We start from the raw sequence: 17,421 nt of genomic DNA on the forward strand, positions 1-17,421 counted from the left end.
TTTAATAATTAATATAAATAAACATGAAATCAATTACAATCAACGGATCTCAAAGAGAAAGCGTGGGCAAAAAGGTAACTAAAGCCTTACGTAATGCTGGTCAGGTTCCTTGCGTATTATACGGAGGAGATAAGCCAGTACATTTCTCTGCAGAAGAATTGGCTTTCTCAAAACTTGTATACACGCCTAATGCGCATACAGTTGTGATTGCTTTAGAAAATGGTGAAACTTACAATGCAGTAATGCAGGACATCCAATTTCACCCGGTAACAGATAAAATCTTACATATCGATTTCTATCAGTTATTCGACGATAAAGAAATTACTATGGATATCCCTGTATCTTACGTAGGTAACTCTCGTGGTGTAAGAAATGGTGGTGTGTTACGTAAAAACAAGCGTAGCTTAAGAGTTAAAGCTTTACCAGCTAACTTACCAGATTTTATCGAAGCAGATATTACGCCTTTAAGAATTGGTGGTAAATTATACATCACGACTCTTGAAAACGATGCATACAAATTTATGCACCCAGACAACACTGTAGTATGTCAGGTAAGACGTTCAAGAAACTCTGTAGCAGATACAGACGATGATGAAGATGATGCAGAAGCAGCTGCAGAATAATCCATTCGTAGTCTAAATAATAGTTAAGAGCATCCTGTAATTTTCAGGATGCTTTTTTATTTTTACCAGCAATACAAAACCGTATATCCCTTACAATCATGAAAAAATTCCTAATAGCAGGCCTGGGAAATATAGGCGATAAATACACCGAAACCCGCCATAATATTGGCTTTAAAATACTAGACCATTTAGCAGCTAAAGAGGAGCTTAAGTTTGAAACTGACAAACTTGGAGATCTGGCAACCTATAAATTTAAAGGCCGAACGTTTATTCTACTCAAGCCAAGCACCTATATGAATTTAAGCGGAAAAGCTATTCAATACTGGTTGACTAAGGAAAAAATACCTTTAGAAAACCTTTTAGTAATTACGGACGATCTTAACCTCCCTTTCGGGAGCATTCGCTTAAAAACCAAGGGCAGCGATGGCGGTCACAACGGTTTAAAAGACATACAGGACAAATTACAGACTACAAAATACAACCGATTCCGATTTGGTATTAGCGACACTTTTAGTAAAGGCCGACAAATAGACTATGTACTCGGCGAATGGACTACCGAGGAAAACCTAGCGCTTCCGGAACGTCTGGACAAAGCTATAGAACTTGTTAAATCCTTTGGTACTGCAGGTGTAAATAATACAATGAACACCTTTAACGGAAAATAATTAATAATAAAATACCTAAAAAACTAATAATTTCATTTTTCAGAATTTAAACAGCCTATTTCTTATTGGTTCACTCCTAAATCAGATATATTTGCCGCCAATCAAACTCTAACACACTAAATAAACATGAAATTTTCAACCTTTAAAATTTTCACGTTGTGCTTCTTTAGTTTCGTTGGTGGGTTATGCACAAGATAACACGCTAACACCTGCCGAAGGGGAACAATGTGGATTTATAAATGCAGAAATACGATTACAATCAAAACATCCGTCGCGTTTAGACGACACTCAATTTGAAAGCTGGCTATCACCTAAAATAACTAAACTCAAAGCCGAACGCTCCTTAGGACGCACAGATAACAGCATCATCCAGATTCCCGTAGTAGTGCACGTGATTCACGATGGCGATTCTTATGGCAAAATGGAAAACATTACAGACAGCCAGATTGAATCTCAGATTACAGTACTAAACCAGGACTTTAGAAAGATGATGGATACACCAGGTTATAACGACAATCCTGTAGGTGCCGATATTGGTATAGAATTTGTTCTTGCCAAACAAACCCCGGACAGATGCCCAACAAACGGTATCGACAGGGTAAATATGCAACGTGCCACCTGGAGCGAAGAAGATATTGACGACATATTAAAACCGGCTACAATATGGGATCCTGAACACTATTTAAACATGTGGTCTGTTGTGCTTACACGAACAGATTTATTAGGCTATGCCCAGTTCCCTTCGGCCTCTGGTTTAGATGGAATGCCAGTTAACGGGGGCGCTGCAAATTCAGACGGTGTAGTATGCCGTTACAATTCGTTTGGAAGTATTGCTTTCGATGACGGCACTTTTAATTTAAGTGCTCCGTACAATCTGGGCAGAACTATGACACACGAAGTAGGTCACTTCCTGGGCTTACGCCACATCTGGGGAGACGGTGGTTGCTCGCTAGACGATTACGTGGCAGACACCCCGTTATCTTCGCAGTCTAATACCGGCTGCCCTGCCATTGATACCTGTAATGAAGAAGGAGAAACTGAACCTGTTTACGACATGGTCGAAAATTACATGGACTACACCAATGACGCTTGTATGAATATTTTCACACAGGGACAGAAAGAACGTATTCTGGCTGTATTAGCGAATTCTCCAAGACGGGTTAGCCTAGTTACATCTAACAAAGATGAAGCCCCAGATCCCGTTGAAAATGACCCTAGCATAGAGCTGGCAGAAATTTCTATCCCGGAATGTGGAACACAGGTTATTGCAACAGTAAAAGTTACAAACTATGGCACTTTACCACTTACAGAATTAACGATTACTTCAGGCATTGAAAATACAAATTCATCTGATTATAAATGGACAGGAAGTATTGACTCAGGAAAAAGTGAGTTAATAAATCTTCCCGGAATAAATACCGTGAGCGGCACCTTCAATTTTGTGGTTTCAACATCTAATCCTAACGGAAAAACAGATGACAGAACATGTAATAATGAAGCATCTAAAGAATTCAAAATGACCAGTACCTATACCTCAACCTCGGTTATTAATATGAAATTAAAAACCGATAAAAATGGTAAAGAAACGACCTGGAAATTCTTAGACAGCGATGGAAACATTATAGACCAGGGCGGAGGAAATTACTGGGGTAACTTTAAAGTAAACAAATCCTTCCAAGTAAACCAAAATGAATGTTACACTTTCGTAATTAACGATTCTGGTGCAGACGGCATGTGTTGCACTAACGGCGAAGGTTATTTTACACTTACCGCAGAAGATGGCACTGTTATTTATTCTGGAGGAGAATTTGAAAGTGAGGAGCGTATCAACATTACTACCCAGACTTTAAGTACCGACGATAAAACATTTAAAAACGGTATTAGTTTATACCCAAACCCTGCAAAAAACAATCTTAATCTAAAAGTCAGCAATCTTAGTGAGCTACCAACTCAGTATTTCATTTACAATATATTAGGCCAGTTAATTATACAAAAGCAAATTAATACTACAGCAGACTTAAGTATTAATACCAGCGAATTTAGAAACGGCATGTATTTTATTAAAGTTATAAAAGAGCAACAATCGTTAACACTACCATTTGTTAAAGACTAAAGTTTATTCACTTTAAAATAGAAAAGCCAGACTGCACGAGTTCAGTCTGGCTTTTATTTTATTTAAAAGACGTTCCCTTAAAAACACCTTACTCAACAACTATCTTCTTTACAGCGCTTCGTTGACCATCCTTAACTTCAAGAAGATACATTCCGGAAGCGACATCTCCTAGTTTGATTGTCTCCATAAAAGAATTTGTTTCACTATAAGATCTGTAAAATACACGTCGGCCACTTAAATCAAAAACCGCAACACTAATCACATTCCCTGAATCTGAAGTTAACGACACCTTAAAGGTTCCTGCATTCGGGTTTGGCCATACTTTAAACTCTTCAAACATAAGATCATTTACATCTAAAGTCGGTAAAACCTGGATTGCATAATCCTCTACCTCTCCATCGAAACCTATTTCACAAGCACTTGCTGCCTCTTTGTATTTCGTCCCGACACGCATAATCATTTTATCTGTCAGCACAGCATTTTCAGGTACGGTAATAGTAAACGGTGCATTTGAGGTGATTCCATCTACTACATTTTCCGCCGTTCCTAAATCATACATTTCTCCTTCATCATCAAAACTGCAATTGTAATTCCAGTCAATCCAAACCGTAGTATGTGTTACATAGTTACCAGAAGTATTAGCCTGAACTGTTAAATCGTAACTCTCTCCGCGGTTTAAAGTGGTTGAAAGATTTGTAAAATCGCTGTAAGCCGTTTTTCCTGAAGCATTATCTATAGTATTAAACACCACACGGGTTGTGGAAGTCTGGTAATCATATGCAGTATCCCCTCTCGATTCACAGCGGGTACAATAGGTTGTAGTAAAACTATAGATTTCAGAAAACATAGAATCAGCACACTCATTCCCGGCCTTAACACGCCAGTAATAGTCGGTTACCGGTGATAAGTTGTTTACTGTTAATTTTGGCATTGTGGTTTTATACGTTTTAACATTGGTACTAAAATCAGCCACAGTTGAAAACTCTATTTCGAAAAATTCGGCATAATCAGGAGACTCCCAGGTTAATTCTGCATCTAAATTTACTTCACTTACACCATCTGCTGGTGAAAGCAGTACCGGAGCTTCAACCACAATTGATTTCAAGGTAAAAGCAACATCAGCGCTTTTGGTTACAGAATTAGAAGTCCCTATGACGGAAAGGCTGTGCACATCGATTGCTGCCTCGGAAAAATTAGACAGCCTCAGTACAGTAGTTCCGTTTGCTGTTAAAGTTTCCGGATTGAAACTGGCAACAACACCTTTTGGAAGATTTTCCACGGAAAAAGTGGTGGTTTCTGTAAAACCATTTACAGTAGTATAATCCAGCTCAACATCCAAATGCTCTGAATCCTGACAGGTAACATAAGTAGACTTGCTATCTGATTCTCCTAATAAAAACATAGGTTCTGAACGCGCGATAGCAAAATCTACATTAGAAATATCGTAGAAAATATTATCTGCCGCTTCAACCATAATTCTACAGGTAGTACTTGGATTATCTGGAATTAACACAGTAGCTTCTCCGTTATTATCTACATTAGTGGCCAGAGAAACCGGATAGGTATAACCGCCATCTAAAGACAGTTTAATATTTACTTTTGCACAATTGATTGGCGCCTGATTGGTTTCCCCAACATTCCACCTAACTTTATAGCTGGTATTCACAAACCAGGTATCGCTTTCATTCAGGCTCTCCACTGTAAACGGTGTTCCATCTACTACGGTTACTGTCATTAAATCGGCATGAGTTTGCCCTATCCCTGAAGCAAATCCACTACCATTATCACGCACGGTGAAAGCAAAATTTAAAGTTCTGGCAACAGAAGGTGTTACCTCCCAGGTTGGAGTCAAATTTCCGGCTATTACATCGCTTAAACTAGGCATATAGCGACTGGGAGAATCTGTTGGTAAATGCGACCTGTATAAAGGGCCGTTAACCCAGTTCGATTTTGGCGCCCCTTCTGCCGGTGCTTTTTCGGGATCATTTTGAGACCAGTTATACGTTAGTGTGGCTGTCCCATTAACATCAGTTGCCGTCCCAGTTAATACAAACGGTGTAGACACGGGTATAACGTAATCACTACCCGCATTAGCTACCGGCGCTACATTCTCTAAAGCAGTTTGCGCCCCACAGGAGCTTTTACCATCTGGCTGAATATTATTTGTAATATCTCTTATATTCACATAATTAAAATGCGCATCGGAATTCTCCTGTACATTGTTAGTCTCTCCACAAATTCCGGCGTAGCCCATAATCGAACTTCCTGAAGCCGGTTCAACCTCGGTAGCACCATTTCCTGACCGCGAACAGGTATTCATAGTATGATACCCTCCAAACTGATGTCCCATTTCATGAGCTACATAATCAATATCGAACGCATCTCCTACAGGGTTTGGCGTTCCTGTATATCCTTGTCCTTTCGAAAAACTTCCGGTATATGGAGCCACGGCATCTGTACACACGCAACCTATACAACCGGCACTACCGCCATCGCTGGTATTAAAATTATGACCAATATCGTAAAGCGATTCATCCTTTAAAGTAGTAGATATTACCTCCTGAGTTTTAAGGTTAAATTCTGATCCCCATGGATCGTTATTAACATCGTAGTAAATAAGCTCGTCGTTTCTACTTATAAACACCAGCGTAATGGCCAGATCCCGTTCGTAAATCTCATTGACTCTGTTAATAGTAACAGCCATTTGCGCCTGTATGCGTGCCTTTTTTTCTTCGTCGGTTCCCTGACCAGCAAATTTAGCTCCGTACTTAGCGTTACATGATAAAGCCAGACGATAAGTTCTTAACACCTTATCGTTCGCATATCCCGCAGCATCGGACACATCGTGTTTTAAACTATATAAATCGATATTTTCCTCGGTTAAACAAGAAAAATCCTGAAGTGTTTCATTAATAGCCGAACGCTCATACACCATATAATTTTGTCCATCTGTGGTATATGGATCTATAAATAAAGAACTACGCTTTCCCGATAACGAAAATACGTGTAATCCAAACGGCGTTATACTAAAACGCATGGTTGCCGTTTTATCGTCAAGACCTACAGCTTTATAGGTTTTTATTTCCGGAAATTTAGCCGCCAGCTCAGGCTGCATGATTGGAGCTTCAGTAACCGAAAACTTTTGAAAGGCTCCATCAGGCATAGGGAATTCGATAACCGTACCCGTTTGCGCACCTTTAGCAGAAGACAGCGGTACTGCATTTAAAATATCTTTAAAAACTTTTAAGTTCAAATTAAATATCTGATAGCTTTCAGGGTGAACCTTCCTATTGTTTCGTTCCGATTTTAATCCTGCTTCAGAACCTTTGGTCCAATAGGAATTTTGTGCAGTTAAGCTTTGACATATGGACGATCCCATAAGTATCAAAACCAAAAACACAAGTTTAAAGTTGTTTGTCATTGGTTGTTTTATTTTCACTATTTAACTGCACTTTAAAAAAATAAAATAGGGTGGTTGCAAAAACTAATGTAATTTTGCCTGCAAACCATAATCTTCTAAAAGTTAGCACTTGCGGCAAATTTAAACTTTTTGAAATATAACTTAACTATTCGCATAAATTAAATGGAAAAAGTCAGAAATTTAAAAAATCTAGACTCCAAAATATCTACCGTTGTTACCATAGGGACTTTTGATGGCGTACACCTTGGACATCAAAAAATATTAAAACGATTGGTAAATACAGCCAAAGACACCAATTTAAAATCGGTAGTACTTACATTTTTTCCACACCCAAGAATGGTGCTTCAAAACGATGCCAACATAAAATTAATTAATACCATTTCCGAACGCAGTACAATTTTAGAACAGTCTGGAGTTGATTATTTATGTGTTCAGGAATTTACCAAAGAATTTTCCAGACTTAGCGCTGAAGAATTTGTAAAATCTCTTTTGGTAGACCAGTTACACGCAAAAAAAGTAATTATTGGTTACGACCACCACTTTGGAAGAAACCGGTCGGCGAACATAGACGACTTAAGGCAATTTGGTTTGGAATTCGGTTTTGAGGTCGAGGAAATTTCTGCAGAAGACGTTAACGAAGTTGCTGTTAGTTCAACAAAAATAAGGAAGGCCTTAGACGCCGGTGATATAGAAAAAGCCAACACGTATCTGGGTTATGCCTATTGCTTAAACGGCACTGTAATTTCAGGTAAAAAACTGGGTAAACAACTGGAATACCCTACCGCCAATCTGCATATCGAAGAATCGTATAAACTTATCCCTAAACAAGGCGTATACATTGTAAAATCAGAAATTGAAGATAAAACCGTTTACGGCATGATGAATATCGGGACAAACCCGACCATTTCTGACTCATCGAAACAACATATTGAAATTCATTTCTTCGATTTTAATGATAATCTTTACAATGCGGCCTTAAAGATTGAAATCCTTCACCGCTTAAGAGATGAAAAAAAATTCGATTCGGTAGAGGCTTTAAAACACCAGTTGCAGTTAGACGAAAAACAATCGCTCAATTACATTAAACATTTACATAACATAAACTCTAAAACGTCTTAGAAACAAGACGAATTAGAATTTAATCAATCGACAGATTAGAGCATAAAATAGGGCTTTATTTTATTTCTTTCGACCTAAAAACTTATTACTTTTGCTCCTTATTTAAGTTTCACCCTGCGTTAAGGATTGCAGCGGCATCCTTTTTGTTTTTATAAAAAGCAAAAAGATACAGCGGAAAGTCTGGTCTTGTTTTACAAAACAAGAAACGCCAAAATTAAAACGAATGTTACAAGTACCTTTTATACGAGACAATAAAGACCACGTAATTGCAAGTTTAGCAAAACGTAATATTGATGCTGCAGAAATGATTTCTAAAGTTTTAGAACTGGACGAAACCAGAAGAAGTACTCAGGCCGAATTAGACAACACCTTAGCCGAAGCCAACACTTTATCGAAAGAAATCGGGAACTTGTACAAAAGTGGTGAAGCCCAAAAAGCCAATATTTTAAAGGAGAAAAGCGGAAATTTAAAGGAGCGTTCTAAAGAATTAAACGATGCTTTAAACAGCACCAGTGATGCTTTAACGGAGTTACTTTACAAAATTCCAAATGTACCAAACGAAACCGTACCTGCAGGAAACTCAGAAGACGATAATGAAGAAGTATTCAGAAAGGGAGATATTCCAACGCTTTTCGAAGGCGCTTTACCGCATTGGGAACTTGCTAAAAAATACGACATTATAGATTTCGAGCTTGGTAACAAAATAACCGGAGCCGGATTTCCTGTATACAAAGGTAAAGGTGCCCGTTTACAACGTGCATTAATTGCCTATTTTTTAGATAAAAATACAGAAGCAGGTTATAGCGAATACCAGTTGCCGCATTTAATTAACGAAGCCTCAGGGTTTGGAACCGGGCAATTACCGGATAAAGAAGGTCAGATGTACCATGTTACTGCCGATAATCTGTATCTGATTCCTACTGCAGAAGTACCAGGAACCAATATATTCCGGGATGTAGTTTTAAACGAAAGCGACCTGCCTATAGGCATTACGGGTTATACACCATGTTTTAGACGCGAGGCAGGAAGTTACGGTGCTCACGTTAGAGGACTAAACCGTTTACACCAGTTTGACAAAGTTGAAATTCTACGTGTAGAGCACCCGGAAAATTCATATAAAGCTCTGGATGGCATGGTAGACCATGTAAAATCTATTTTAGATGAACTTAAATTGCCTTACCGTATTTTAAGATTATGTGGCGGTGACCTTGGATTTACTTCTGCTCTTACTTTCGATTTCGAGGTGTTTTCTACTGCTCAGGACCGTTGGTTAGAAATTTCATCCGTATCTAATTTTGAAACCTTCCAGGCCAATCGTTTAAAATTAAGATTTAAAAATAAAGATGGTAAAAACGAGCTGGCGCATACGCTAAACGGAAGCTCGTTGGCTTTACCTAGGGTTCTAGCAGGAATCTTAGAAAATTACCAAACCGAAAACGGTATCGAAATTCCAGAGGTATTAGTACCGTATACCGGATTTTCAATTATTGATTAATTAAAATAAAACTTGAATTTTTACTTACATTTTTTTCGAATAAAACCGTAAATATTTCGACCAAGCGATAAAAATAAGCGTTGTTTAACGAATAAGCCTTACAAAATTTTGTATTTTAAATAATTCTTTCGTATTTCGTAGAACCAAATTAATGACCTACGATTATGAAAAATCTTATTAGACTTATTTTGATGGTAGTGCTTATTATTTTAGCGAGCAAAGTATTAACATCAGATTTCGAAATCATAAAAAGTCGAGCCGATAATGAAATTTCGGTGACTTATCCATAATACATACAGAAAATCCAATCGAGTAATTGAATCATACTTAAATTGACAGTAGATTAATAGCACTTTTATTTTGGTTGGTAGGAATGCCTGTTTTTCAGGCATTTTTTTATGCCCTTATTTTTCATTTCTTAAAACACACTTCCCTATCTTTACAAGAAAGTAAAACTATGAGATTTCTAATCCTTTGTTTCCTGCTTTTAAGTACCTGCGTCTTCTCGCAGGAAGATATTATTGCCAAAGAATATTTTAAAAACGGAGACTTCGAAAAGGCCTTGCTGTCTTATAAAAAACTGCATTCCAGAAGTCCGTTAAATATTAGTTACACCACAGCCCTTGTGGAAACTCACCAGCAATTAAAACAATATCAGCAAGCTCAGGATTTATTGTTGGAGACATTACAAAAAATAAATTACCCCGGATTTTACGTCGAGCTTGGCTACAATTATCAACTATTGGAACAGCCTGAAAACGCCGTGAAAAATTATAATATTGCATTTTCCAGTATAGACGAAAATCCTAATTATGTATTTTCGGTTGCCCGAAGTTTTCAGAATCATTCCTTATTAGACTGGGCCATTCGCTCGTACGAAAAAGCTATGAGTATTAATGAAAACCTCAACTTTAATATGCAGCTTGCTCAAATCTACGGGGAACAGGGCAATGTCGAAAAAATGTTTGTTAGCTATATAGACTTTCTGGAAAAAAACCCAACGTATATCGACGAGATTAAACGCGCTTTCAGTGACTTTCTAACAGAAGACGGTACTAGCGAAAACAATAGTAAGTTGCGCAAAATTTTGCTAACTAAAATTCAGGAAAATCCGGAATTAATATGGAACGACCTGTTAAGCTGGCTCTTTATTCAGCAAAAAGATTTTAACAAGGCCTTTATGCAGGAAAAAGCGATTTATAACAGAGCGCCCGAAAGCCTGGACCGCATAATTCAACTAGCCGAAATAGCCAGAACCGATGAAGATACAGATATTGCCTTAACAATATACGATTACGTGATTAAAACGGCTCAGGACACAGAAACCCTGCTTCAGGCGCATTACAGTCTTTTAGAACTTAAAACTGAAATCGAAAATCCAAAAGCGTATAACGGTATTAAATCGGAGTATTTAAAATTATTTGAAACCTTTGGCTATCAAACACAAACCCTCGGTTTACAAATTGCATATGCACATTTTTTAGCCTTCTACCTTAACACGCCAACAGAGGCAGAAAACCTGTTAAAACAAACGCTTAAACTAAATCTGGCACAAAACCAGATTGCCGATGTTAAACTGGAACTTGCCGATATTCTGGTATTACAGGAAAAATTTAACGAGGCCCTGATTTATTACTCGCAAATACAACAACAGTTAAAAAACAGTACCATATCTCAGGAAGCCCGATACCGTGTAGCCAGAACCAGTTATTTTAAAGGCGATTTTAAATGGGCAGAATCTCAGCTAAATATTTTAAAATCATCAACATCACAATTAATTGCCAACGATGCCTTGGATTTAAAGCTTCTAATTTCAGACAACAAATATGAAGACTCCACACAAACCGCTTTAAAACTTTATGCCAAAGCCGATTTTCTGGCTTTTCAGAATAAAAACACAGAATCTATTACCCTGCTAAACACCCTGTTAAAAGACCACGCTACAGAACCTATAGCAGCAAACGCCCTATACAAACAGGCTAAGCTCTACGAAAGTAAAAAGGAATACAACCTGGCAGAAAATAATTATAATAAGATTATAAACGGATTCCCGGACAGCCTTTTAGCGGACGACGCTTATTTTGCGCTTGCAGAATTGTATAATAACGTTTTAGGGCAACCTGAAAAAGCAAAACAACTCTACGAGTATATCATTTTTAATTTTGCCGACAGCATCTATTTTGTAGAAGCGAGAAAACAATACAGAAGTCTGCGCGGCGACACCATAAGTCAGTAACCATGAACATTGTTAGTACAGACCGTTTAGAATTAGAGGAGTTAACTGTAAATGATTCAGCCTTTGTAATCGAACTTTTAAATACCCCAAACTGGCTTAAATTTATTGGCGACCGCAATATAAAATCGGAAGCTGACGCCAAGGCCTATATTTTAAATAATCATATAAAAAGTTATACCACCAATGGCTTTGGTTTTTACAAAGTGCTTTTAAAATCTGAAAACCTTAAACCTATTGGCTGCTGCGGACTCATAAAACGTCCTGAACTGGATGGTGTAGATATTGGATTTGCATTTTTACCCGAATATGAAGGTTTTGGTTACGGATTCGAATCGGCCTCAGCCATTCTAAACATAGCGCACTCCAGATTTAATCTGGACAAAATTTTAGCAATTGCATTAGCAACTAATAGGAATTCAGTTAAATTACTTGAAAAATTAGGCTTAACTTACCAAAAAACGGTAATTCCTTTTGATGATGGCAAAGAGTTACTGTTATTTGCAAAAAATTTAAAGACATGTACATCTACAACGTAACGTCTAATGTAGACTCAAGCATACACGACCAATGGCTGGACTGGATGAAACAGGAACATATTCCACAAGTTTTATCCTGCGGTTTATTTTACGAAGCCAAACTTACACGTGTTCTTGTAGAAGAAGAAATGGGAGGTATCACCTATTCGGTACAATACAGAGCAAAATCCAAGGCAGATCTTGATAACTATTACGCACATTATGCAGAAGGCCTGCGCGCAGAAACTTTAAAAAAGTTTGCAGACCGCGTATTGTCTTTCAGAACCGAACTGGAAGTTATAGACGAGTATACAGCAACAAAACACTAAGGTATGACGGTAAAAGCTAAAAAACATTTAGGACAGCACTTCCTTACCGATGAGAATATTGCAGAAAAAATTGCAAACACCTTATCGCTGGAAGGATATAATAATGTCCTGGAGATTGGTCCGGGAATGGGCGTGCTTACCAAATATTTGCTAAAGAAAAAAACAACCACCTACGTTATAGAAATCGACACGGAATCGGTTGAATATTTGAAAGCAAATTACCTGAATTTAGCCGATCGTGTTATTGAAAAGGATTTTTTAAAATACGACATAAACGAGGTGTTTCACAACGAACCTTTTGCTATAATCGGTAACTACCCCTATAATATCTCATCCCAGATTGTCTTTAAAACTCTGGAATTAAGAGATCAGATTCCTGAATTTTCGGGGATGTTTCAAAAAGAAGTTGCCGAACGCATCTGCGAAAAAGAAGGTAGCAAAACCTACGGTATTTTATCGGTATTAACTCAGGCCTTTTACGATGCCGAATATTTGTTTACTGTACCGCCAAGTGTTTTTAATCCGCCGCCTAAAGTAGATTCGGGAGTGTTGCGATTAACCCGTAAAACAAATTACAAACTGGATTGCGACGAAGCCTTATTATTTAAAATCGTAAAAACGGCCTTTCAGCAACGCCGGAAAACACTTAGAAACAGTTTAAAAACATTCAATTTAAGTGATAATTTAAGAGAAGATAGTATCTTTGGCCAACGCCCGGAACAACTCTCTGTTGACCAGTTTATAAGCTTAACTAAAAGAATTGACAACGACCTAAAAACACAAAATTAGTGGAAGAAATCGACGACAATATTCAGTTTAAAATAAGCGATGAGCTTATCGAAAACGTGGAACGTTTAGTAGAAGCAAAAGATGATGAAAACATCCTACTGTTACTAAACGATTTTCACCATGCTGATATTGCCGAGATTTTAGAAGAAACGGACGTTGAGCACGCTATTTACGTAATAAAATTACTGGATAGTGAAAAAACGGCAGAAGTTCTGATGGAGCTGGATGAGGATACCCGGGAAAAAATCCTCTCTACCCTTTCGGCCAAAGAAATTGCCGAAGAAATTGAAGAATTAGATACCGATGACGCCGCCGATATTATTTCTGAACTTCCACAGGATAGACAGCAACATGTAATCGCCCAGATTGAAGACCACGAACACGCTCGCGACATTAAAGATCTGTTACGCTACGACGACCACGTTGCTGGTGGACTTATGGCGAAAGAGTTGGTTAAGGTTTACGAAAACTGGAAGGTTACCGAATGTGTTAAGGAAATGCGTGCCCAGGCCGAAAATGTTACTCGTGTACATTCGATTTATGTGGTCGATGAGAATGAAAAGCTTATAGGCCGACTTTCGTTAAAAGACCTACTTATCGCTTCGCCAAGAGCACACATCTCAAATGTATACATTCCTAAAGTAGATTTTGTTTATGTAGATGAAGACGTCGAAGAGGTAGCAAAAGTCATGCAGAAATACGACCTGGAAGCTATACCTGTTGTAGATAAAAACAAAACGCTACTCGGACGCATTACTATCGACGATATTGTAGATGTTATTCGAGAAGAGGCCGAAAAAGATTACCAGTTGGCTGCGGGTATTACACGAGATGTAGAAGCAGACGACAGCATCTGGAAACTTACAAAAGCACGTTTGCCTTGGCTACTTATTGGTATGTTTGGCGGTTTAGGCGCTGCAAGTATTATAAACGGATTCAGTTATGCTATGACTGAATTCCCGAAACTACTCATTTTTATTCCTCTGGTACAGGCCACGGCTGGAAATGTTGGAGTACAATCCTCGGCCATTGTAGTACAGGGTCTGGCAAACGATACTATTAAAGGTGAAATTTTAAAACGCCTTTTTAAAGAATTTATACTTGGCCTGGTTAATGGGGTTGCCATTGCCGCCATAGTATTAATAATAAGCCACTTCATTTTCGAAACCTCTTATCTGGTATCCGCTACCATTTGCATTGCACTGATTTCTGTAATTGTTATGGCCGCGTTAATAGGGACTTTTATTCCTATATTTTTAGACAATCGCGGCGTGGATCCGGCAGTTGCTACCGGACCATTTATTACCACGAGTAACGACGTATTCGGAATTTTAATCTATTTTTTAATAGCAAAATTAATTCTTGGGTTTTAATATAAACCTGTTTGCTTCTTTATCCCCTTTTAAAACTCAACTTGCTTTAATTATTCTCAACTGGTTTATATTTAAAGTTCGTAAATTTGAAGTCTAATTTATTATCATGAATATTCTTCACCTGGATAGCAACCACCCCCTTTTAAAAGAACAATTAACAGCTTTAGGTCATATAAATCATGACGATTTTACGTCAACCAAGTCAGAAATTGAATCTAAGATAAACGAATATGACGGTATTATTATCCGCAGCCGATTCACTATAGACAAAACATTTCTGGATGCCGCAACACGTTTAAAATTTATAGGACGCGTTGGTGCCGGTTTAGAGAATATAGACTGCGCGTATGCCCAATCTAAAGGCATTTACCTTATCTCGGCACCGGAAGGCAACCGCAATGCCGTTGGCGAACACACCTTAGGGATGCTGCTTTCTTTGTTCAACAAATTAAACAAAGCCGATCGCGAAGTCCGGGAAGGTAAATGGTTGAGAGAAGCCAATCGCGGACTGGAACTGGATGGTAAAACGGTAGGTATTATTGGTTATGGAAACATGGGAAAAGCCTTCGCTAAGAAGCTCCTCGGTTTCGATGTAGAGGTTCTGTGTTATGACATTAAACCCGAAGTTGGCGATAAAAATGCCACTCAGGTCACTCTCGAAGAATTTCAAAAACGTGTAGAAATAGTCAGCCTGCATACACCACAAACTCCGCTAACGTTAAATATGATAGATGGCAATTTTATTAAAGGCTTCAAAAAACCATTCTGGTTTTTAAATACCGCCAGGGGGAAAAGTGTAGTAACTTCAGATCTGGTAGCAGCACTTAAGTCCAAACAAATTCTGGGAGCTGGATTAGACGTACTGGAATATGAGAAATCGTCTTTTGAGAATTTATTCACAAGCAATACTATGCCCGAAGCCTTTGAGTATTTAATTCAGGCGGAAAATGTGTTGCTTACACCACATGTAGCAGGCTGGACCATTGAAAGTAATATTAAACTGGCACAGACAATAGTCGATAAAATTAAAGCAAAATTTAATTAACTTTAAGAGGTTAATATTAACCTCATGACTTACGACGCCAATACACCCGACGAATACATTGCCCTGCTTCCTGAAGACCGAAAAGCCCCAATGTCCAAATTACGACAGGTTATTTTACAACATCTGCCAGACGGATTTCAGGAAACTATAAGCTATGGCATGATAGGCTATGTCGTACCACATGCACTATACCCCGATGGGTATCATTGCAATCCAGAGCTTCCCCTTCCTTTTATTAACATTGCCTCTCAGAAAAATTTTATCGCGCTGTATCACAGTGGTATTTATGCCGATAAGAATTTACTGGACTGGTTTACTTCAGAATATCCAAAATACAGCAAAAGAAAGCTGGATATGGGGAAAAGCTGTATTCGTTTTAAAAAACCAGAAGACATTCCTTTTGAATTAATCGCTGACTTAACCTCCCGGATAACGCCGGAACAATGGATTGAAACCTACGAAAACGCTATTAAAAAATAACCACTATGAAAAAACGTGTAACAGGCCTTGGAGGCTTCTTTTTTAAAACAGAAAATCCAGATGCCATAAAACAATGGTACGGCAAACACTTAGGCTTACCGGTAGACGATTACGGTTGCACCTTTTGGTGGAAGGACAAGCATGGTAAGGATTGCAGCACCCAATGGTCACCATTCGCAAAAGACACCACATATTTCAATCCCAGCGACAAACCTTTCATGATGAATTTCAGAGTAGAGAATCTTACAGAGCTTTTAAAAACTTTAAAAGCCGAAGGCGTAACAGTTGTCGGAGACATCGAAGAATACGAATACGGTAAATTTGGCTGGATTCTGGATCCTGAAGGCAATAAAATTGAACTCTGGGAACCAATAGATAGTGCTTTTTTATAATTCAATTTAATTTTTTACTACCTTTATTTACACTACAACCCACTAAAAACAAAAGTGTTATGAGTGATAATAAAGAAAACTTAGGAGAAAATCTAAACGACAAAATAGATGATGCTAAGAAAGCAGTTTCCGATGCTGCCGAAAGCATAAATAAAGACGCAGATAACCTGTCAGACGACACCAAAGACGCTATTGATGAAGCCAAGAAAAAAATGTCTGAGGTTAAAGATGAAATAAAAGAAGATATTGAACACCTGAAAAAGGAAGCAAATTCCTTCTCAGACGAATCGAAGAAGAAATTCGATGAGTTTTCGGAAGAAACCAAAAAGAAAAGCCACGAATTTTCTGAAGAAGCTAAAAAGACTTACGAAGAAGCAAAAGAAAAAGCCAATGAATTTGCCAGTGAAGGTAAAAAAGCGGCAAACGACTTTGCGGAAGATGCTAAAGGCATACTTAACGATGGTAAAAATGTAGCTATTATTGCCCATTTAACTATAATTGGCTGGATTATAGCTTTTGTTTTAAATGGCCAGAACAAAACAGAATTTGCCTCGTTTTACATCCGTCAGGTATTAGGCATCGGCCTTTTAGGGCTTCTCGCTTTTATTCCCGTAATTGGTGTGGTTATCGGATTTTTTGCCTTTATTTTATGGATTATGAGTTTAGTTAACGCTCTTGGAAACAACACTAAACCAGTATTCCTTTTAGGCGACAAGTTTCAGGAATGGTTTAAGGGATTATAACGGTTTTTAACCTTGGCTACCATTATATTCCTAGCCTTACATCCTGATTTAAAACGAATTCCAAAGAAATCATCAGTACTAAC

15 protein-coding genes are annotated in these 17,421 nt (G+C 38.0%); 14 read left to right on the forward strand and 1 reads right to left on the reverse strand.

The window, feature by feature from the left end; translation table 11 throughout:
* The first annotated feature begins 23 nt into the window (after positions 1-23).
* The 3 genes from I3217_RS11980 (at position 24) to I3217_RS11990 (ending at position 3,401) form a co-directional block, all read left to right on the forward strand.
* Positions 24-623 (forward strand): 50S ribosomal protein L25/general stress protein Ctc, encoded by a 600-nt coding sequence (locus tag I3217_RS11980; RefSeq protein WP_435049997.1) that lies wholly within the window; start codon positions 24-26, stop codon positions 621-623.
* A gap of 98 nt (positions 624-721) precedes the next feature.
* A complete protein-coding gene (pth, locus tag I3217_RS11985; protein WP_435049998.1) occupies positions 722-1,288 on the forward strand; it encodes an aminoacyl-tRNA hydrolase in 567 nt (188 codons plus the stop codon).
* Positions 1,289-1,466: 178 nt separating this feature from the next.
* Positions 1,467-3,401: a M43 family zinc metalloprotease gene (locus I3217_RS11990; RefSeq protein WP_435049999.1), complete on the forward strand. Its 1,935-nt coding sequence runs from the start codon at positions 1,467-1,469 to the stop codon at positions 3,399-3,401.
* Positions 3,402-3,489: 88 nt separating this feature from the next.
* On the opposite strand, the gene I3217_RS11995 is transcribed toward I3217_RS11990, so the two are convergent.
* On the reverse strand, positions 3,490-6,822 hold the full coding sequence (locus I3217_RS11995) for a reprolysin-like metallopeptidase (RefSeq protein WP_435050000.1): 3,333 nt from the start codon (positions 6,820-6,822) through the stop codon (positions 3,490-3,492).
* A gap of 162 nt (positions 6,823-6,984) precedes the next feature.
* Here I3217_RS11995 and I3217_RS12000 point away from each other — a divergent pair, with 162 nt between their 5' ends.
* The 11 genes from I3217_RS12000 (at position 6,985) to I3217_RS12050 (ending at position 17,338) form a co-directional block, all read left to right on the forward strand.
* Positions 6,985-7,941, forward strand: a complete 957-nt coding sequence (locus I3217_RS12000) for a bifunctional riboflavin kinase/FAD synthetase (RefSeq protein WP_435050001.1) — start codon at positions 6,985-6,987, stop codon at positions 7,939-7,941.
* A gap of 223 nt (positions 7,942-8,164) precedes the next feature.
* On the forward strand, positions 8,165-9,436 hold the full coding sequence (gene serS / locus I3217_RS12005) for a serine--tRNA ligase (protein ID WP_435050002.1): 1,272 nt from the start codon (positions 8,165-8,167) through the stop codon (positions 9,434-9,436).
* Between the two features lie 457 nt (positions 9,437-9,893).
* Complete coding sequence (locus tag I3217_RS12010) at positions 9,894-11,672, forward strand: tetratricopeptide repeat protein (RefSeq protein ID WP_435050003.1); 1,779 nt, start codon at positions 9,894-9,896, stop codon at positions 11,670-11,672.
* 2 nt (positions 11,673-11,674) lie between these two features.
* Entirely contained in the window at positions 11,675-12,208 is a 534-nt protein-coding gene (locus I3217_RS12015; RefSeq protein ID WP_435050004.1) for a GNAT family N-acetyltransferase, read from the forward strand.
* Positions 12,190-12,516 carry a DUF4286 family protein gene (locus I3217_RS12020; protein ID WP_435050005.1) on the forward strand — a complete coding sequence of 109 codons (327 nt, stop codon included), beginning with the start codon at positions 12,190-12,192 and terminating at the stop codon, positions 12,514-12,516. The genes I3217_RS12015 and I3217_RS12020 overlap by 19 nt, the downstream gene beginning before the upstream one ends.
* 3 nt (positions 12,517-12,519) lie before the next feature.
* Positions 12,520-13,305, forward strand: a complete 786-nt coding sequence (rsmA, locus tag I3217_RS12025; protein WP_435050006.1) for a 16S rRNA (adenine(1518)-N(6)/adenine(1519)-N(6))-dimethyltransferase RsmA — start codon at positions 12,520-12,522, stop codon at positions 13,303-13,305.
* Positions 13,305-14,678 (forward strand): magnesium transporter, encoded by a 1,374-nt coding sequence (gene mgtE / locus I3217_RS12030; RefSeq protein WP_435050007.1) that lies wholly within the window; start codon positions 13,305-13,307, stop codon positions 14,676-14,678. Before rsmA ends, mgtE begins: the two co-directional genes overlap by 1 nt.
* 106 nt (positions 14,679-14,784) lie before the next feature.
* Positions 14,785-15,723 (forward strand): 2-hydroxyacid dehydrogenase, encoded by a 939-nt coding sequence (locus tag I3217_RS12035; protein ID WP_435050008.1) that lies wholly within the window; start codon positions 14,785-14,787, stop codon positions 15,721-15,723.
* A gap of 24 nt (positions 15,724-15,747) precedes the next feature.
* The gene (locus I3217_RS12040; protein ID WP_435050009.1) at positions 15,748-16,203 is read left to right on the forward strand and encodes a DUF1801 domain-containing protein; all 456 of its coding nucleotides are present in this window, start codon (positions 15,748-15,750) and stop codon (positions 16,201-16,203) included.
* A 5-nt stretch (positions 16,204-16,208) separates the two neighbouring features.
* On the forward strand, positions 16,209-16,595 hold the full coding sequence (locus tag I3217_RS12045; RefSeq protein WP_435050010.1) for a VOC family protein: 387 nt from the start codon (positions 16,209-16,211) through the stop codon (positions 16,593-16,595).
* Between the two features lie 59 nt (positions 16,596-16,654).
* Complete coding sequence (locus I3217_RS12050; protein ID WP_435050011.1) at positions 16,655-17,338, forward strand: YtxH domain-containing protein; 684 nt, start codon at positions 16,655-16,657, stop codon at positions 17,336-17,338.
* Positions 17,339-17,421 lie beyond the last annotated feature (83 nt).

Source organism: Formosa sp. S-31 (assembly GCF_051172795.1).
Classification (GTDB): domain Bacteria; phylum Bacteroidota; class Bacteroidia; order Flavobacteriales; family Flavobacteriaceae; genus Formosa.